Here is a 19,091-nt window from a genome sequence, read left to right as displayed (position 1 = left end):
GTTAACTGTTTGATAATCTAAAAAGTGTTTTCTAATTTAGCCCTGATATTAAGGCTAACCTAATAGTTCACTTTCCGCTACCTCATGACAGATTCACAGTTGATAGACAGTTTGAAGGAAGACAACCAGACAGGGTTTGTGGCTATTTATCATAAGTACTACAAACAGCTGCTTTTCTTTATTCTTCGATATCTGAAAGAGGTCGATGTCGCGGAAGAGATTGTAGCGGATGTTTTTGTTAAGGTATGGTCCCGTCGATGCGATTTTCATTCGATGGAAAGTCTGAGAGCTTTTATTTATATTACGGCAAAACATGCCAGCCTCAATGCTATTCGGGACAAACGTACAAAAGGTATTCAAGAACCTTTATCCAATTATGAGGATCTACTTACGGATGACCACGATGCTTTTTCAAAGATGATTCATGCAGAACTGGTACATGCCATCTTCAATGAAGTTGAAAAATTGCCTGAAAAACAAAAAGAAGTCTTTAATCTAACTTATCTGGAAGATAAGACTGTAGAAGAAATTGCAGACCAACTGCAAATGAGTCCAGCCGCTGTATACACGAACCGCTCCCGCGCAGTGAATACTATTAGAGGGCTTTTGGGGGCAAAGGATGCTTTAACACTTATTGCATTCCTATCCTTTGTCAGTAAGTAACAGACAGCAAGTAGAAAACAGGAAATCAATGTCTAACAGCATCTATTGCTTCCGCAATATAAGGTTTAATGTTTTTTTTTTTTTTTTGAAAATATTTTCCTGATACACAGCCTTTTAATTCTTTTTGTATTTTTTATCTGTAAGATAATCTTATGCTTCGTGTTTCTATCGTCAACAAGGAAATGAAAAGAACACCATGTATACGACAGATTATATTATTCAATTACTTCAAGCTTACCTAAAAGGGGAAATTCTCCCTGATAAGCATGCCGAATTAAGCATGCTGTTTGAAAAATATCCAGAATTACAGGACTTGGCTAAGAAATTGGAAGATCCGGCAAATTTGCGGAAAGAATTACAAGCTTACGAGGAATTTTCGACGTCAGATCAGACGCAAGAACAAAGGATTCTGTCGAATATTATGGATAAAATCGAGGCCCAGGCAGATCAACAGCCCAAACACCGATGGAGGCAGTATGGTTGGTATGCTGCCGCGGCTTGTTTTATTGCTGTTGTTGGCTTGGGAATATGGCAAATAAATAAACGAGATGGGATAAATACGTCGGATTCTGCTACTCCTGTTGATGCTGTTAAATTGGCGGAAAATCTTCTTCCCGGTGGAAATAGAGCCACTCTTCAGCTTGCGGATGGTACCGGTATCGGACTTGATCAACAGCAGATGGGGATCGTGATGGGCGATGAGATAACCTATACAGATGGTTCAGTCGCCTTGGCGACTGCAAAAGATGAAAAACGCATGATGATCTTGTCAACTCCCCGTGGTGGACAATATCAGATCGCCCTTGCAGATGGGACCAAGGTTTGGCTCAATGCTGATACACGCCTGCGCTACCCAAATAAATTTACGGATGAACAACGTGTGGTAGAACTGGATGGGGAAGCTTATTTTGAAGTAGCCAAAGCAGCTGGAAAGCCATTCATCGTCGTTACAGCAAAGGAAAAAGTCGAAGTGTTGGGAACTCATTTCAATGTCTATTCTTTTCCAAAAGAGAAGGAGTCCAAAGTTTCTCTGCTGGAGGGTAAAGTAAAAGTCTCCGTTCCGGCAGGAAAGACAAGGCTACTTCAGCCGGGGGAGCAGGCTTCGGTACAAGGGGAAGAACTTTCTGTACAACAGATACCCGTGGATGAAAGTATTGCTTGGAAGAATGACGAATTTATGTTCAATAACGAGCCTTTGGGAACAGCGCTCGCTCAGGTAGCACGCTGGTATGACATTGAGATTGATATCGACCCGAGTTTAGCCAAGATGAAACTATGGGGCTCAGTCTCACGACTTGATAATTTTGATAAAGTGTTAAAAATCATAAAGATGACCGATGATAAAATTAAGGTTCAAATCGAAGGAAGGAGGGTCCGATTGATGAAATAAGAGCCAAAAACAACCTATATCCTATTTCGTTAAATCAAAAAGCTGAGGAAGGTGGTACTTCCCCAGCACATTTTGGTCCGAAATTTTATGAAAACGCGCTTAACTGTTTATTAAACTAACAAACCAATCAAATGTAATGAAAAAGTATAAATACCTCATTATTATGAAAATGATTATTATGCTTCTTTTATTTACACTGGGGCAGCTCCATGCTGGAAGTTTTGCCCAGACAGTAAATATTAAAAAGAAGAATAGTTCGATCGTCAACGTATTTCGTGAAATCAAAAAGCAGACCGGATATACTGTTCTGTGCAAATCAGAAATCGTAAATAATACGCCTGCTATTACGGTTGATTTCAATAACGTTCCTTTGGATCGTGCTTTGACAGAGCTCCTTACTCCACATGGTTTAACCTATTTTAAGGAGGGGAAATCAATCGTTGTTAAGGCTGGAAAGACTGATTTGGCGATTGATCGCTCGCATGGCACAGCGAAAGACAACACGCTTGAGTTGCAAAAGAACATTCATGGTCAGGTCACCGATCAGCAGGGTAAGGCCCTTTCAGGTGTAAGTGTTACCTTAAAGGGTACAAAAGCGACTGTAGGTACAGATCAAAACGGAAATTATTCGATTGCTGCCAACCGCGGAGCGACGCTAGTTTTCAGTTTTTTAGGTTACGACCGCAAGGAGGTTGAAGTCAATGGGGAAACACACAACGTAAGTCTGCAGTTTAGCCAATCCAATCTGGAGGAAGTAGTAGTCACGGGCTATGGAACTTTTAAGAAGGCAGATTATACGGGATCGGCTTCTACGATTCGTACCGACCGGATGGCGGATGTTCCGGCAGTCAACTTTTCGACCATGCTGCAGGGCAATGCACCTGGTGTTCAGGTGAACTCCCTATCGGGACAACCTGGAGGAGCGACCGATATCCGTATCCGTGGTATGGGTTCCATTAATGCCTCCAACAAACCTTTGTTCGTTATCGATGGTGTACCTGTGATGTCCGAAAATATTGCTTCAAGTGAGTCGAATAATGCTGGATTGGATGTGATGTCGACCATAAATAGCTCCGATATCGAGCAAATTACCGTCATCAAAGATGCGGCGGCAGCTTCCCTTTACGGTTCACGTGCTGCAGGTGGTGTGATCTTAATTACCACCAAGTCCGGTAAAGCAGGTAAACCTGTGTTTTCAGTGAAGGGAGACTATGGATTATCAAGTCAGGCAACAGATTTTCGTGAAGTGATGGATGGGCCACAACGACGTGAGATGCTTTTGGAGGGCCTGCGCAATAGAGCTCGCTACCTGGATAAGATAACGGATGAGACCCAGATTGAAGATTATGCGCAGGCAAATATTGATAAATATGCACCTAAGCCGACAAGCGGCTGGGTAGATTGGAAAAAGGAACTGTTTCGTCGCAACTCACCTTTCAGAAATGCAGATATATCTGCTTCGGGTGGAGATAGCAAACTTTCCTATTATACATCCATGGGATATACCAACCAAACGGGATTATCCTATCAATCGGGCTTCGAGCGCCTCACTGGGAGGTTGAACGTCAAGTACAAAATGAGTGAAAAGATGGAATTGGGAGCCAATATCCTGTATTCCAATATTACACAGGACGTCAATTCTGAAGGGGGAGGTTATACCTCGCCAATCTATTCTTCACGGCATAAAATTACGGCATCAGAGCCGGTTTATAACGAAGATGGATCTTTCTTCCTGGATTTCTTTTCCAATGGCCCACGTAATCCCAAGGCTTCTTCCTTATACAATTTCCGACGGGAAAAAGGTGACCGCTCATTCAATACGGTTTTTGCAAACTACAAATTCATTGATGGTCTAGTATTTAATACAACCTTTAGTCTGGATCATACAACAACCCGCTATAACTCTTGGTCGGATCCCCGTACCTCGGATGGCGAAAAAACGAATGGTTCCTTGACCACAAGTTTTTCGGATTATAAACAAATGGTATGGCGCAATAGCCTAACCTATACCAAAACATTGGCGGAGAAGCATCATTTGGATATATTGGGAGGCTATGAAGTGAATACTTATCGTAAAGAAGGATTGAGCGGTGCCAAGGACAATTTTCCGACCGTGGATAAAACGGTATTGTCCAATGGTTCGGTTTTGATTGATGCTTCGGGATCCAATAGTGAATGGCGTTTGCTTTCTTACCTGTCGCGCGCTAATTATAATTTTGATGACAAGTACTTTTTAGGAGGTAGTATTCGTATGGATGGTAGCTCGCGTATCCACCGCAGCAACCGCTGGGGAACATTCTGGTCGTTGTCCGGAGCTTGGAAGTTTACAAAAGAAGACTTTATGGCATCTTTAAATGATGTAATCAGTGATGGTAAAATCCGTGTTTCATATGGTACCAATGGTACTTTGCCATCCAGCTACTATACCTATATGGATTTGACAGGTTTTGGATTTCCGTATAGGAATAACCCTGGCATAAGGGAGATCCAGATTGGAAATCCGGGTCTGAAATGGGAAAAACAGAATAACCTCAATATAGGTTTAGATTTACGTTTGTTTGAAAGACTGGGGCTTACCTTTGAATGGTACCAACGTCAGTCATCGGATTTGTTGAACGATGTTCCTACATCTTATACAACGGGATTCTCATCCTATCTGAGCAATATTGGAACGATTCGCAATTCGGGTATTGAGCTCGACTTGAATGCAGATATTCTACGAAATGGTGCATTTAAATGGACATCGAGCTTAAACTTTGGAATGAACCGTAATAAGACGATTGCCTTATCTGATGGTAGTTTGGAACTGCGGGATGGAACACAGATTCACCGCATCGGTCAACCATGGTATAGCTATTATTTAATTGAATTTGCAGGGATCAACAAAGAAACTGGTGTCCCACAATATTACATCAATGATCCTGCTCAACCAGGTTCTAGAGAAACCACCGAAGATTATACTGCTGCAACGCGGATATTGTATAAGAGTGCAGATCCAAAACTTGTGGGTGGTTTTACCAACACATTCCGTTATAAATTCCTGGATCTGAATTTCACCTGGACTTATTCCCTAGGTGGAAATTCCTATGACAGTGGTGCGCAGAAAACGGAATTGGGTGGTAAAACAGGTTATGACAATATTCCAAAATATTACGAGCGGAGATGGCAAAAGCCAGGCGATGAAACCGATATTGAGATGTTTATGGTCGGAAATAAATATGACATGAGCAGTGTGGCCAATACACGCCGTGTGCATTCTACTGACCATATCCGTTTGAAAAACCTGACTTTCGGGGTTTCTATTCCGCAGCATATCTCCCGTAGACTAAAAGTGAATAATATCCGAGCTTTCTGTTCTGGTATGAACTTACTGACCTTTGCGGCCTATAAAAACTACGACCCTGAGGTACCTGTAAATGGAGTGGTATATTTCGAATCCCCTAAATTGAAGACGGTAACCTTCGGTTTGGATGTTAAATTTTAAGGAGCAAGCACTGATTCGTTCATGATTATAATTTCATTTTTCAGATGAAGGGAATTTTAAAATTTAATCATGGTAATCATCCCACCAGTATGATGGGAAAAAATAAAATAGAGATGAAGAATATAGTATCAATAGCGTTATTGTCCTGTACATTGCTGACAGGCTGTGGCAACAAATGGCTGGAGACAGCACAGCCAAGCACCTCGACTGAAAGTTCGGAGGCCATTAAATCGGCAAATGAGGCGAGTTACGCATTAAATGGTATTTACGATATTATGCGTGGTTATGAATATTACGGCGCGCGCATGACGTACTACGCTGATGTCACTGGCGAGGATATGCTCGCCAATGGTGACACAAAGCGTGCAGCAGGTTATTATCTTTTTGACTTTAATAAGGATAATACACCATCCTCACTTTGGTATCAACCTTACCGTGTGATCCGTAATGCAAACGGAGTATTGGCCTATGTAAATGGTGTGCCAGTTGATCAAATGACCGATGTGCTCAAGGACATCAAGGGCCAGGCATTAACCATGCGTGCGATAGCCCATTTCGACTTGGTCAAAGTATTTGGTGCACCGTACGCGGTAAATCAAGGCGCTTCTTTAGGGGTGCCTATCGAGACGGAGAAGCATGTGTCTACAAGTAAGCCTGCACGAAATACAGTTAAGGAGGTATATGCCCAGATTATTACAGATCTTGAAGGGGCAGATAGTCTATTGAGCACAGCAAGAAATGATGGTAAGCTGAATAGATTCGCTGCAGAGCAAGTATTGGCGCGGGCTTATCTCTATACTGGAGAAAATGCAAAGGCCTTTTCAATGGCTGCCGCGTTGATCAAAAATGCCGAAGCAGCGGCAAGTTCAAAAAAAGGGCAATACCAATTGTGGAAAAACGAGGAGTATGCGACGGTGTGGTCGAAGGACTTTACAAGCGAAATATTGTTTCAGTTGTCAAATACCAAAGTAGAGGCCAGTGACTCAAAAGAGGGGACTGGCAACCTGTTGTGGCGCCTGGGGTACAATGACATTATTCTTTCAGATGATTATATGAATTTGCTTAAAGATGATCCGAATGATGTGCGTCAAAAAGTGATTACTAAATATACCAGCAAGCAGGTCGATTATTACTATTTGAATAAATATCCGGGCAACATGGCGGAGAACGAAAATCCAGAGTTTGCTGATATTCCCGTGCTTCGCTTATCGGAAGCATATTTGATTGCGGCTGAGGCAGCGGTGAAATTGGGTGATAATAGCAATGCGCTTAATTATTTAAATGCCATTGTCAAACGCGCCAATCCGGCAAAGTCGGTAAGTGGAACGGTGGACCTGAACCGTGTGATGGAAGAACGTCGTCGTGAGCTCGTTGGTGAGGGTCATCGTTTATTTGATGCAATGCGCAATAACCTGCGGATAGAACGTAAAGGTAAGGCGCACGTTTCGCCCTTATTGCGACCAGAGACAAAGTCATTTGACCGAACATACTTCAAAACGCAGATGGCTATTCCGAGAAGGGAAATAGACGTAAATCCAAATATTGTTCAAAATACAGGTTATTAAAATACGTCACAATGCAAAACAATCGGAAATATAATCTTAAACACCTATGTACTGATCCAGTTTGGATCAGTACACGGTACTTTTTACTTTTTATATTGTTTGGTTTTCAGCAGTTGCGCGCACAGACCCAACAACTACTGGGGCAACATGATGGCCCATATTTATTCTACGAAGCGGGAGCTACCAAATCTGTACGCGTAGTTGATGGAAAGATACAGATCGATAATTCGCTTAAAGAGCCTTTCTCGGTGTCCACAGAAGATGGTCAATATCATTTTGAGGTTTCACGTCACCCGATAACAGTTCCCAAAGGGGTTTATCGTCCTACTGACAAGATTATGGTGCTTTCCGATCCGCACGGTGACTTTGCCTCTTTTTATGCTATTCTAAAAGCGCAAAAGGTGATCGGTACAAATTATGAATGGACTTTTGGAAAAAATCAACTTGTCATTATAGGAGATGTATTTGATCGGGGAAAAGATGTCCTGCCGATTTTTTGGCTGATCTATAAATTGGAACATGAAGCCGTTAAGGCTGGAGGACAGGTTCATTTTTTGCTTGGCAATCATGAGGAAATGTTGATGCGTGGAAATTATAAATATACGCAGGATAAATATAAGGTATTAGCAGATTCCATTGGTAAAAGTTACCGTGATTTTTGGTCATCCGAAACAGAATTGGGTCGATGGCTGCAGAGCAAGAATACGATGGAGCAAATAGGTGATTATCTTTTTGTACATGCGGGGCTGAGTACGGCAATGCTGGATCCAAAATGGACTATTCCTGCAGTCAACGATTCTGTTCGCCGTTATCTGTTTCATACTAAGGAAGAGCGGCAGCAGTCGGAGGCGGCATCATTTCTCTTTGGCAGCGAAGGCCCATTATGGTACCGTGGTATGGTGGTAAAGGAGGAAAAATACCATCCGTTGGGTGAAGAGGATTTGAATAGTATGATGAAAATATATGGTGCTAAGCATATTTTTGTTGGGCATACCATTTTCCCTGAAGTAAGTAGTTTTTATGAAGGAAAAGTGTACGGTGTGAATGTCAGTAACGAGTCCAACCGACTGAAAGGACGTAGCCGGGGGCTGCTAATCGAGGGCGGTAAAATTAAGGTAATCTACGATGACATTACCAAGAATAAAGCAGTAAATTAGATCGCTTAGGCATCGCATTAATGATAAAAGGCCGGAATTTAATTCAGGCCTTTTGTTGTATTATCGATACCAGAAAGGAAACATCATTTAAAGTGATTATATACGAATGATCGATCATTTAGGGATCAATAATAAATGCACCGACAATTGCGGCGGGATGCAAATCTTTATTATTTAGCAGAGTATAATTGTCGCTAAATCTTTCATAGTATTCGATATTCATTCCAATAAGTACTGTCTCAGCATCTTGATAGTTGACATCAAATAGTAATTCTTCCAATTCAACATCTTTTGAAGATGCCTGTAAGTTTAATGGAATCTGGTGTTTATGCCAGCGAATATATTGCTGCTTGTCAAAATTGAATATGGCGATCATCAAATTTATTTTCATGAGATTGCAGTATCTCGGGCGATGAATATCTTTTTGCATATCAAACTTTGGAAACTGTATGGCGATTTGCTTTGTGTCCAACAATTTTATTTCTGGGTCGAAATGCATGAAATCGTGTATGTGGCATTTTTCGACGAACTGGAAATTGATGAGACGATCAATTTTTCCACCACGGACTGTCTTTTCGCCCACAAGAGCTCTGTTTGCCCGGGTCACTCTTTTTAAGTGATTGATGAGTCGGTTGTGCATGGTACTGTCGTGCATATTCAGGTGTATTTCGCCCATTATATGTCTGATACGGGATCCTGCGGTACTAACGTGTCCAAAATCTATCGCGGCGGCTTTTGTTGCCTTCGTTTGTTTTGTTTTATGTCCTGGGCCAGTTTGCACAATTGTTTTTTCATTTGATTTTCGAAAGACAAGGTTCCCAACCAAGCCTTTCAAACTACCGTTTTCTAGTATAGCCATAGATTGAATTTAAGTATTTAAAATTCTGAAAAACAAATAATTGTTTCTTTTTAAGAAAATGGAAATTGGTAAGTATGGGGCTTTATAAAAATGATAATGGCTGGTAAATGAGCATTATGAAATTTGCAGTTGATTTTTTGATAAACCTTTCAAGTAAAGATTTATAGCGGATATGGCATGGACGCAAGCCCCCTGCTTCGATGCCCTTTCGCATCTCCTCCGATGCATCTCCGTATCATGGTAAGGGTGTATCCATGGTGAGAGCGACATGAGTCCGTGGTGAGTCCGAGTTATACACGGAGACAAGGCGGTAGCATGGCTGTCAGAAAACGCTCTTATCTGCTCGTAAGTACGAATAAGGCCTAAAGATGCCCCGAATCATCTTCGAAAGAGAGTTAATAGTCGATAAAACACGGACTCCATTCTGAAAAGTAACACCAATGAGACACTATTGGAGCTACTCCACGCATTTATAATTGGTAAATGGAGAAATAGACCAAATAGTTCTTTAATAAGTTAGATTACTTATCAACATAAATAGAATTGATGTTCAGTGAATTAACATGCTTATCCACATTTTATAAGCCACTTAACAGACGGATATAGTTGTCAATATACAGTTGTTTGTCTTTTGATTTATATTGTTGGATATAACGGGGATGATCCAGGATGGTCATCTTGCCAAATAGTTTCTCCTCTTTGTTGATTTTGGCTAAAAAGGTTGCATTTTTCTTTCCGAGGACAAAGACTTCCTCCGTTTCGAGTCCCATGTTGATATGTTGTTTTAGGGATTCAACCATAAATGGTCTGACCATTTCAAAAAGCTGCTTATCGTCGTAATAGTTTGCATTAATCCAATTGTCAGGTTTTGTATGTCTAACGATGGCTAGCGGGAAAGGGGAGTTGATGTAAAATTGGCTATAGAAAACTTCAGGACCGCCATAAGCTTCAATCATATCATACATAAAGACCGAGGAGATTTCATGTGTATGGGCAGATTGCATTTTTATACCACAGGCACTGTATAGCCTTTTGGTGTCGGTAAAAGGAACGCCGGTTACGCCTGCACCATGTCTGCTGGGGTTGATTCCGATGATAAATTTACGTTGGAGATTGTCATTATAGTACTTATTGTAAAATTGCTGCATGACGATTAGTGTCTCGGGGTTGTCGAGGTAGGGGTTGATGACATTGAAATCGACAGGAAGATCCCCGTGATAGTCGAGCTGTTTGTTGAATGTAATTACTTTTTCGGCAAATGTGACCATAATGGATGCTTTGGAAGAAATATACGGATTCTGAAGAGAATTATAAACAAGAAAAGGGTGTCGATTGACGCCCTTTTCTTGTTTATATTTTGAGATCTGATTAGTGACCTTGCGTGCCATCTACACCATGAGAATGTCCGTGGGACAATTCTTCTTCAGTAGCAGGGCGTACAGTTAAGATTTCGATATCGAAATTCAACGTTTTACCAGCCATTGGGTGGTTTAGATCTGCAATAACAATTTCTGGAGTTACTTCAGCAACTACAGCACGGAATTGGTTTCCTTGGTTATCTTGCAAAGGCAATACTTCACCTACTGGAGGTAAACCTGTTTCTTTGAACATATCTACAGGCAATTGCGCGAATGCTCTTTCGTCTTTTTCACCGTAAGCATCTTCTGGAACCAATTCGAAAGAAATTTTGTCACCCACGTTTAAGTCAGCGATGTTTTCTTCAAATTTAGGCAACATCATACCTACACCATATAAGAAGTCTAAAGGTTGTTCTGCAGTTGTTTCTTCAACGAAAACTTTTTCACCGTTTTCTACTGTGTGAAGTCTGTACGTCAATGCTACGACGTCGTTTGCTTTTATAGCCATCTGATTTTGATTTTTGGGAGCCTAAGGCTACCGTTTATTAAATATAATTTATTAACGCTGTAATGGAATCTTGTGGAAGACTACATGTCTTATTTTTGCAAAGATATGCTTTTGTTTCCTTTCCAATTCTGTTCTCTAATAATGGAAGATTTTCTTCCATGCCGCCGAGCACAATTTTGTTGGGGATATAATGTTGATCCAGTTCCTCGCGAAAAGCTAGAGCATCCTCGCCTGTCAACGCGATTTCATTGATCCCATATATTTCTTCTAGCAATAATATTGCCCAATTTGAATAGGCGGAACCGTAAGTCTTGATTTGCGGAAATACATTAGCCAGCAATTGATCGGCTATCGCGGTATAATTTTCATTATCAAAAAGTAATCCTAAGCGTTTCAATTGACGAACCATTGTGGAGGTAGAGGAGGGTATCACATTGTCCATAATCTCACTTTTTCGGGCGATCAGTTCTTCAGCTTCAGCCGAGGTATAGTAAAATGTTTTTTGCTCCACATCATAAAATAATGCAATAGCCCTGTCTGCCAGTTGTTGGGCTATGGTCAACCATTTTTGGTCAAATGTAGCTTCATACAGTGCTATAAAGGCCTCTATGGTAAAAGCGTAATCATCTAGAAACCCTGCTATTGCACGATTTTCATCCTGTGGTTGATGCAATAAATAATTGTCGTCCCGAATTAGCTCTGCACAAATAAACGCGGCATTATTTAGCGCGAGATCCAAAAAATGCTTCGTGCCAAGACTGCGGTAGGCATCTATTAGCCCTTTCAATAAGAGGGCATTCCAGGTTGTCAATTGTTTATGATCGAGTCCCGGTCGAATACGTTGTTCGCGATAATCAAATAGTTTCCGCTTGGTAGTTTCTAAAAAATCTGCCCATTCGTCAGCTGACATATTGACCTTTGTCGCTAGCTGGTCTGCATTAATGGCGCAAATGGGGACATTCGTATGTTCTTCCTTCCAGTTGCCTTCTTCGGTAATATTAAAATATTGACTAAATAGCTCGGCGTCTTTGCCCAGCACTTCATCGAATTCGGCTTTTGAAAAAGAGTAGTATTTTCCTTCAATACCTTCGCTATCCGCATCAAGTGCGCTGTAGAAACCATGATTGGGGGCAAGCATTTCCCGCTCAGTCCAAGAAATCGTTTCTTCGATTATTCTTTTATAAAATGGATCTTTATTCAGTTGATAAGCTTCGGCATAAAGGGAAAGTAATTGGCCATTATCGTACAACATTTTTTCAAAATGAGGGATATGCCAGTAGTGGTCTACTGAATAACGGGCAAAACCACCACCAATCTGGTCATAGATTCCACCTGAACCAATTTTTTTCAGGGTAAAATGCACATGATCCAATGTGGCTTGATCGCCAGTGAGTACAGCATATTTTAAAAAGAAAGACCAGTTGTTGGGGAGCGGAAATTTAGGAGCTCTTGTATAACCACCTTCTTTCTTATCGAAGGTTTCGCTCCATGGACTGATTATTTCTTCGAGATCCTTGTGTGTGTATTGTTCGGGAATGGGGTGGATGGGAAGTTTCTCAGCCCGTTGGATGCCACTGGTTAATTTATTAGCATAATCCAAAGCGACTTCTGGTTTCTCTTCCCACATTTGAGCAATTTGCAACAGGATATTCTGCCAGTCGTGCGGTTTGAAATAGGTACCGCCATAAATCGGACGGCCATCAGGTAGACATATACAGTTCAAAGGCCATCCACCAGCGTTGGTCATCAGCTGAACAGCGAGCATATAGACTTGATCAATATCTGGGCGTTCTTCCCGGTCGATTTTTATGGAGACGAAGAATTTGTTCATGGTCTGAGCAATAGCCGAGTTTTCAAAGCTTTCTCGTTCCATCACATGACACCAATGGCAGGCCGAATAACCTATGCTAACAATGATAAGTTTATTTTCGTCTTTTGCCTTTTTTAAGGCTTCGGCTCCCCATGGCATCCAATCCACGGGATTGTGTGCATGTTGCTTAAGATAAGGGGAGTTTTCAAACTGAAGTTGATTCGCCATAAGACGAAGGTAGTGAAAATGGAGGAAAGATAATTGTTGTAGCATAGCTTTCTGTTTCTTCGTTTAAGAAGAGATATTCAGAAGAAGAAATCTGATTGTTATTTGGTGTTTTGTCTTGGAGAATACCTTATTTCTGGGGGGGAATAACTTTATTTTTTCATTTCAATAAGAACAGGTTAATTTGATGAAATTCATTACTTTTACATGCGATTATTATTAGCTTTACCGAAGTCCTATGTCAAACGACGTTGACCTGCTCAAAAAGATAGTTCATAAAGACAGAGATGCTTTTGAAACTATTTATAAAGCCTATTTCCGTAAATTGTATACATTGTCTTTTCGGTACGTGAGAAATGAAGCGATCGCCGAAGAGTTGACAAACGATGTGTTTATGATGTTATGGGAAAATGCGGATAAGCTAGCAATTAATCAATCACTTGGAGCTTATCTATCACGCAGTGTCATCAATCTTTCCCTTACCCACCTCAAAAAGAATCAGCGTCTGCTGGATCGAAATAATGATTATATCAAAGATCTGGATCTGGCGGAGGATAATGATCAAGCTGACCTAGCTGCGAGATATGAGTCTAAACTGCTGATGATCGAAAGTATACTGGAGAGTCTGCCGCCACAGTGTCGAAAAATCGTTCTGATGAGTAAGTATGATAAGATGAAGCAGCAGGAAATTGCAGATCAATTGGGGATTTCCATTAAAACCGTTAAAAATCATTTGACCATCGCCTATGATAAAATTCGGGTCGCATTGGCCAAACAAAGAACTTATCTATTGCTCTTAATTGGCTTTTTATTTTTTTCATTAGGACTTTTTGTTCAGTTTATTATCTTATAGATATGGAAGAAAACAATACTTCAAGATTTATTCCTTATAACCTGATCCAGAAAGAATTGGATGGGGTTATTTCCGCAGAGGAAAGGCTGTTGCTTGAACGTTGGTTTTCTGAGGATCTGGAAAACCGTAAGCTATACGATGAAGTCAGAATGATATCCAGTGACCTTATTGTGCTGGAGCAGTATAAAAATGTAGATACCAATAGTCAATGGGAAAGATTTAAACATCAGTTGGATGAAAAAACTGCGGATAAAGAAGAACAGAAACCTCCTGCAATAAAAACGATCTGGAAACCCTGGACAAAACTCGTTGCAGCAGCAGTGTTACTATTGGTTGGGTTTGCTAGCTACCTGAACTTCGACCGTTGGATGGGCTATGAAGTCAGATTGTATGGAGCAGCCACGCAGGAACGTATCGTATTGCCCGATAGTTCTGTCATGGTACTACATGCGGGTGCTGAAGCTGTATTCAATAAGCGTACGTTCGACCAGCAACGTTTTGTTGAACTAAAAAAAGGAAAAGCTTTTTTTGATGTGAAGCATGAGCGTACATCGCCCTTCGTAGTTGATCTAGCCAATAATTATGTACGCGATATAGGGACTGCCTTTGAAATCAATTTGATCGCCAAAGATGTAGAAGTGTTGGTGAAAGAGGGGATTGTGGCCTTGAGCAGTGGAAAAGGACCTTCTGCAAAAGAACTGATTCTGCGAAAGAATGAAAAAGGATTTTTTAAACATGAGACAGCCTCTCTGTCAAAGATAGATCTTAGCCCTCCGGACAATGATGATAAAGTTGCGCAGAAACTCAGCTATTCCAATGAACGCTTAGATAATATCTGTTTGGATCTTGGAAAGCGTTTTCAGTCGAATATCGTTGTGGTCGGTGAGGATCTGAAATCACGGAAATTGAGCATGTATTTTGATGGACAATCGCTCAATGAAATTGTGCAGATTCTTTCCAAGACTTTAAATGTGAAATGGAAAGCGAGTAAAAAAGGATATAGTATCTACGAATAGCGATTGGGGATTATTGATATGAAGGGTATTTTTCTGTATCGTTTTCTCGTTTTTTTCGGGCTGATTATTTTGACTGGATCGAAATCGCTGGCTCAAAACAATTTATCTGATATCAGGGTGTCCATTGATACCAAAAATAAAGAGATTATTCAGATTTTGACAGAAATTCATCGGAATTATAGCCTGTCAATGTCTTATGATGAGCAGATCTTCAATAGAAATATCATCTATGGCACAAATTTCAATAAGTCCAGTCTGGAAGATATTCTACATTATTTGCTGAAGGATTCGAAAATCGGTTTTACGATGATCAATCGGGCATTGATTTTCTATAGGGAGGATAAGGGTTTTACCATCAAAGGACGCGTTGTTGATAGTTTGAGCGGAGAAAGTTTGATCGGTGCGACTTTAATGATCCCTGAGAAGAATAAAAGTAACTTGAGCAATAAATATGGATTTTATTCACTTACGCTCCCACAGGGAGATTACAGTTGTTTTGTCAGCTATTTGGGGTATAAGACTCGAGCAATTCGCTTGAGCTCCCAATTGGAGGATGGCTACGTACTTATAAAGCTTGCACCTGCTGATTTGAGCCTAAATGAAGTTGTGGTGGATATAGATTCTTCATTGATAGTCCAATATACAGGTCATTTTACTGACAAAATCAACTGGCCCCGAGCGCGCAGAAATGCATTTTATAAAGGTGAAGCCGATATTATGAAGGTTTTACAAATGCAAAACGGTATCAACGGATTGACGGAAGGAGGAAGTAATTTATTTGTCCGCGGGAGTGGCAAGGATCAGAACTTAATTCTTCTTGATGAGGCGGTGGTCTATAATCCTTCACATTTATTTGGTTTAACCTCTGTTTTTAATTCAGATATCTTAAAAAATACGCAAGTGTATAAAGATGCACTTCCTGCAAATTTAGGTGGACGTCTTTCCTCTATTATGGATATGAGCACGAGGGATGGTGATGCTAATAATTTCCATGTTTTTGGCGGAGCCAGTTTGCTTGTTACACGACTGGGAGCAGAGGGACCGTTTATTAAAAAAGGTAAAGGTGCCTTTATTGCTACTGCACGGACCAGCCTATCCAATGTATTGAACACGGATTACCGCCTGTTTAACGTAAAAGGTATCTATAGTGACTATAATATTAAATTGAACTATACACTTGACAATAGAAATCGTATCTATTTATCTGGGTATTATGGCCAGGACAAAGTTACCTCACCGAATAAAAATACAAATCGCTGGGGCAATTGGACTTCAACCTTACGTTGGAACCATGTGCATAGTTCGCGATTGTTTCTGAACCTCTCCGCGATATTCAGCGATTACCATAATAAGTTGGATATCAGTAAACCGGAATCTCCGGATAATCAAATCTGGCTGACTCGAATACGTGATTTCAGTTTGAAATCGGATTTCACCTATTTTATGGGTTTAGATCGGACCTTGGATTTTGGACTTCAGGGGACACTGCATCGTTTTAAACCAGGGGAGATATCTCCTATAAATGGCAATAACGAAGATAATATCTTTAGGGCGCAGGCCTATGATTATGCGGGTTATATTTCTTTCAACTGGAAAGTAGATTCTGCGTTTCGCGTTATCATCGGAACTAGGGTAAATGCTTTCTTTAATACGTCTTTTGGACGTTATTATCTACTCGGTGTTGGTCAGTCCAAACCATTGGCAAATGATGCCGAAAAAAAGAAATCGTATTATGGTTTGGAACCTCGCCTCTCGCTACAATATAAATTGGGGGCAGATTATGCATTACGGTTGGGCTATAGTCGGAGTTATCAATACTTGCAACTCTTGCAAAATGATGAGCTCGCATTTTCCTCTTTGGAAGCATGGGTACCCGCGGGGCCAAATATAAAACCCCAGTATGCAGATGTACTTTCTTTTCGGGTCAATAGATTAATGTATAAAGGCAATATTGGGCTAGAGGGCTATTGGAAGAAAATGGGAAATCAGGTCGAGTTGATTGACCATGCACAGCTCATTCTCAATCCTTTTATCGAAACGCAGTTGCGACAAGGAAATGGTCGGGCTTATGGATTGGAATTATCAATCAATCAGCGCTTTGGAGATCTGTCAGCTAGTGTACTCTATAGTTGGTCCAGGTCTTTCCGCAAGATAAATGGAATCAACAAAGGGAGGGAATATGTAGCTAACTTTGATATCCCTCACGTGCTTAAGAGTAATTTGTCTTATGACTTGGGACGCAGTGTTCATTTTAGTGTTTTCTATACAATTCATACCGGTAGACCTTTGACTTATCCAATTGGATTTATGGAATATGAAGGAATTTATGTACCGGTTTATTCCAGGCGTAATTCTCAGCGTATGCCCACATTTAGTCGATTGGATCTGAATTGCTCAGTAGATCTGGAAACTAGAAAACAACGGCAACGGGGCACACGGCATACATTGAATTTTGGCTTATACAATGTTTTTGATCAGCGGAATCCGCTTTATTATAGTTTCTCGGAAGATGGCAATGGGAACTTGGCTATCAAAAAAAACTCGTTCTCTGGACGGGTACCATCAATCAGTTACGCAATGAGATTTTAATATGAGAGTGTTTTTGATTTTTATAGGTTGTTGCCTGCTACTTTCTTGCGAGAAGTCACTTGTGGATACAGGACAGTCCTATGATATGATAGTTGAAGGTGGGATTAATACGATGTATAAAGAGCAGTATATCCAATTGAAAAAATTAGATGGATTGCATTCAAATGGGATGACTGTCGGGGTTACAGGTGCTACTGTCCAGATCGCTAACGGACCAAATACAATCGAATTCGAAGAATTGGGAGAAGGTCTCTATATGGGTAAGCTATTTAATCTGAAGGATACTGTCGGAAATATCTTTCAGTTACGGATAACATTGAACGGTAAGGTGTATGAAGCAGAGGACCAATTAGTGCCGACTGTACCTATTGAAAAAGCTTTTTTACCCGTTGAAAAGAGCAGCTTAAATAACAATTGGGAAGTCAAGGTAAGCAAACATCTATTTGGTATGAAAACTTCCAATAAATGGTTGATTGTACCCCAGAAAGATTTTTCAAATGAAGATATCTCTACCTTCCGGTTGCCTTTTAGTTATAGTTACCGCTTGGGTGCTCCCAATGTACTCAATACATTGCTTGGACGTACCTATAATTACGAGATGTCAAAAAAGGATAGTCTGATGGTGTTTAAGCTTTCTGTCTCACCACGCTATGCTCGATTCCTTTACAACCTCTTTCAAGAGACGGAATGGAAGGGCCTATTGTCTGCGGTTCCTGCAAATGTGGAAGGAAATGTTTCGGGTAATACGCTTGGTTTTTTCTATGCTATGGATGGAGTTTATAGGACGATCCCGATGAAAGATATTAGAAACAGCAGGTAGTCCGAACTATTATCTTTTACCTTATGGTTAATACATTCACAGCGGAAGACCACTTCTGCTGAAATCACTTTGGTCTTTTCCATTCTTTAATTATCTGAATAGCTGCGATGCCCAGTTTGGAGCTATTAATACAACGATTACGGCCGATTAAAAAAAATAAAAATTTCTAAAAAAGTATTGGGACTATTTCCACAAAAGGATGTCATTATTGAAACGTCTTATCAACTTCGCTGAACATAGTGAAGAGATAAGACGATTATCCTTTGGAGCTTATTTGTTCTTTGAATAGAATTTTAATCAATGATCTGTAAAAGATCCGCGCAATTACCACTGAGCATTTGAAAGGTAAAACCGGTATCGAGTTTAATCTCTGCAAATGATGAAGTACGCAGGTAGGCCGACTTCCGTGTCAGGTATTCAACCATGTCAGTTAATGTCGGATTGTGTCCAAAGAGTAATACATGATCGATGTGATCGGGGATGGTATTGATGACTGACAGTAAATGTTTGTAGGTGCATTCATATATGGATTCTTCTAGCTGGATATCAAATTGGGGCGAGCCCATTACCTCTAAAAAAACATGGGCGGTCTGTAAGGCCCTATTGGCGGGTGAACTGATGACAAGACTGTTTTCATTGAGTGTGACTTTGGTCGCCAGCTTCTCTGCTACCTGTTTCGCATGTTGTATGCCCTCAGATGTTAATGCGCGATCAAAGTCGTTAATCCCGGGAATGGTTTCGGCTTTGGCGTGTCGGATGATATAGAGTTTCTTACTGTTGTCCATGATTAAAAT

Annotated in this window: 14 protein-coding genes; 9 read left to right on the top strand and 5 right to left on the bottom strand. The window is 40.6% G+C overall.

The genetic code is table 11. The features are described from left to right. Positions 1–84: 84 nt before the first annotated feature. From AC07UV_RS14020 to AC07UV_RS14000, 5 genes are all read left to right on the top strand, one after another. Positions 85–663 carry an RNA polymerase sigma factor gene (locus AC07UV_RS14020; protein ID WP_495184206.1) on the top strand — a complete coding sequence of 193 codons (579 nt, stop codon included), beginning with the start codon at positions 85–87 and terminating at the stop codon, positions 661–663. Between the two features lie 196 nt (positions 664–859). Further along, positions 860–2,053, top strand: a complete 1,194-nt coding sequence (locus AC07UV_RS14015; protein ID WP_495184205.1) for a FecR family protein — start codon at positions 860–862, stop codon at positions 2,051–2,053. Positions 2,054–2,189: 136 nt separating this feature from the next. Beyond that, positions 2,190–5,537 carry a TonB-dependent receptor gene (locus tag AC07UV_RS14010; protein ID WP_495184204.1) on the top strand — a complete coding sequence of 1,116 codons (3,348 nt, stop codon included), beginning with the start codon at positions 2,190–2,192 and terminating at the stop codon, positions 5,535–5,537. Positions 5,538–5,650: 113 nt separating this feature from the next. Next, complete coding sequence (locus tag AC07UV_RS14005; RefSeq protein ID WP_495184203.1) at positions 5,651–7,102, top strand: RagB/SusD family nutrient uptake outer membrane protein; 1,452 nt, start codon at positions 5,651–5,653, stop codon at positions 7,100–7,102. Between the two features lie 11 nt (positions 7,103–7,113). Next, complete coding sequence (locus AC07UV_RS14000; RefSeq protein WP_495184202.1) at positions 7,114–8,259, top strand: metallophosphoesterase; 1,146 nt, start codon at positions 7,114–7,116, stop codon at positions 8,257–8,259. A gap of 118 nt (positions 8,260–8,377) precedes the next feature. Here AC07UV_RS14000 and AC07UV_RS13995 read toward each other — a convergent pair whose 3' ends face one another. The 4 genes from AC07UV_RS13995 to AC07UV_RS13980 all read right to left on the bottom strand — a co-directional run bounded on the left by AC07UV_RS13995 (position 8,378) and on the right by AC07UV_RS13980 (position 13,022). Beyond that, positions 8,378–9,118, bottom strand: coding sequence for a hypothetical protein (locus AC07UV_RS13995; RefSeq protein ID WP_495184201.1), 741 nt, complete (start codon positions 9,116–9,118; stop codon positions 8,378–8,380). 578 nt (positions 9,119–9,696) lie between these two features. Continuing rightward, on the bottom strand, positions 9,697–10,506 hold the full coding sequence (locus AC07UV_RS13990; RefSeq protein ID WP_495184200.1) for an SMUG2 DNA glycosylase family protein: 810 nt from the start codon (positions 10,504–10,506) through the stop codon (positions 9,697–9,699). Then, the gene (locus tag AC07UV_RS13985; protein ID WP_104383926.1) at positions 10,487–10,984 is read right to left on the bottom strand and encodes an FKBP-type peptidyl-prolyl cis-trans isomerase; all 498 of its coding nucleotides are present in this window, start codon (positions 10,982–10,984) and stop codon (positions 10,487–10,489) included. The genes AC07UV_RS13990 and AC07UV_RS13985 overlap by 20 nt, the downstream gene beginning before the upstream one ends. Before the next feature lie 37 nt (positions 10,985–11,021). Next, positions 11,022–13,022, bottom strand: a complete 2,001-nt coding sequence (locus AC07UV_RS13980) for a thioredoxin domain-containing protein (protein ID WP_495184251.1) — start codon at positions 13,020–13,022, stop codon at positions 11,022–11,024. A 235-nt stretch (positions 13,023–13,257) separates the two neighbouring features. On the opposite strand from AC07UV_RS13980, the gene AC07UV_RS13975 reads away from it, so the two are divergent. Genes AC07UV_RS13975 through AC07UV_RS13960 form a run of 4 tightly spaced genes read left to right on the top strand, consistent with a single transcriptional unit; the run spans position 13,258 to position 18,297 of the window. Then, complete coding sequence (locus AC07UV_RS13975; RefSeq protein WP_495184199.1) at positions 13,258–13,872, top strand: RNA polymerase sigma factor; 615 nt, start codon at positions 13,258–13,260, stop codon at positions 13,870–13,872. A gap of 2 nt (positions 13,873–13,874) precedes the next feature. Further along, a complete protein-coding gene (locus tag AC07UV_RS13970; protein ID WP_495184198.1) occupies positions 13,875–14,888 on the top strand; it encodes a FecR family protein in 1,014 nt (337 codons plus the stop codon). An 18-nt stretch (positions 14,889–14,906) separates the two neighbouring features. After that, a complete protein-coding gene (locus AC07UV_RS13965) occupies positions 14,907–17,477 on the top strand; it encodes a TonB-dependent receptor (RefSeq protein ID WP_495184197.1) in 2,571 nt (856 codons plus the stop codon). A gap of 1 nt (position 17,478) precedes the next feature. Then, a complete protein-coding gene (locus tag AC07UV_RS13960; protein ID WP_495184196.1) occupies positions 17,479–18,297 on the top strand; it encodes a hypothetical protein in 819 nt (272 codons plus the stop codon). A 293-nt stretch (positions 18,298–18,590) separates the two neighbouring features. On the opposite strand, the gene AC07UV_RS13955 is transcribed toward AC07UV_RS13960, so the two are convergent. Further along, entirely contained in the window at positions 18,591–19,082 is a 492-nt protein-coding gene (locus AC07UV_RS13955; protein WP_495184195.1) for a SixA phosphatase family protein, read from the bottom strand. Between the last annotated feature and the right edge of the window lie 9 nt (positions 19,083–19,091).

It is taken from the genome of Sphingobacterium sp. GW821-FHT03E03 (assembly GCF_059420745.1).
Note: the sequence above shows the minus strand (reverse complement) of the source record. Positions and strands in the feature narration are given on the sequence as shown.

Coding starts and splice junctions, on each gene's coding strand:
- AC07UV_RS14020 (WP_495184206.1), top strand. CDS start 85: ATGACAGATTCACAGTTGATAGACAGTTTGAAGGAAGACAACCAGACA.
- AC07UV_RS14015 (WP_495184205.1), top strand. CDS start 860: ATGTATACGACAGATTATATTATTCAATTACTTCAAGCTTACCTAAAA.
- AC07UV_RS14010 (WP_495184204.1), top strand. CDS start 2,190: ATGAAAAAGTATAAATACCTCATTATTATGAAAATGATTATTATGCTT.
- AC07UV_RS14005 (WP_495184203.1), top strand. CDS start 5,651: ATGAAGAATATAGTATCAATAGCGTTATTGTCCTGTACATTGCTGACA.
- AC07UV_RS14000 (WP_495184202.1), top strand. CDS start 7,114: ATGCAAAACAATCGGAAATATAATCTTAAACACCTATGTACTGATCCA.
- AC07UV_RS13995 (WP_495184201.1), bottom strand. CDS start 9,118: ATGGCTATACTAGAAAACGGTAGTTTGAAAGGCTTGGTTGGGAACCTT.
- AC07UV_RS13990 (WP_495184200.1), bottom strand. CDS start 10,506: ATGGCACGCAAGGTCACTAATCAGATCTCAAAATATAAACAAGAAAAG.
- AC07UV_RS13985 (WP_104383926.1), bottom strand. CDS start 10,984: ATGGCTATAAAAGCAAACGACGTCGTAGCATTGACGTACAGACTTCAC.
- AC07UV_RS13980 (WP_495184251.1), bottom strand. CDS start 13,022: ATGGCGAATCAACTTCAGTTTGAAAACTCCCCTTATCTTAAGCAACAT.
- AC07UV_RS13975 (WP_495184199.1), top strand. CDS start 13,258: ATGTCAAACGACGTTGACCTGCTCAAAAAGATAGTTCATAAAGACAGA.
- AC07UV_RS13970 (WP_495184198.1), top strand. CDS start 13,875: ATGGAAGAAAACAATACTTCAAGATTTATTCCTTATAACCTGATCCAG.
- AC07UV_RS13965 (WP_495184197.1), top strand. CDS start 14,907: ATGAAGGGTATTTTTCTGTATCGTTTTCTCGTTTTTTTCGGGCTGATT.
- AC07UV_RS13960 (WP_495184196.1), top strand. CDS start 17,479: ATGAGAGTGTTTTTGATTTTTATAGGTTGTTGCCTGCTACTTTCTTGC.
- AC07UV_RS13955 (WP_495184195.1), bottom strand. CDS start 19,082: ATGGACAACAGTAAGAAACTCTATATCATCCGACACGCCAAAGCCGAA.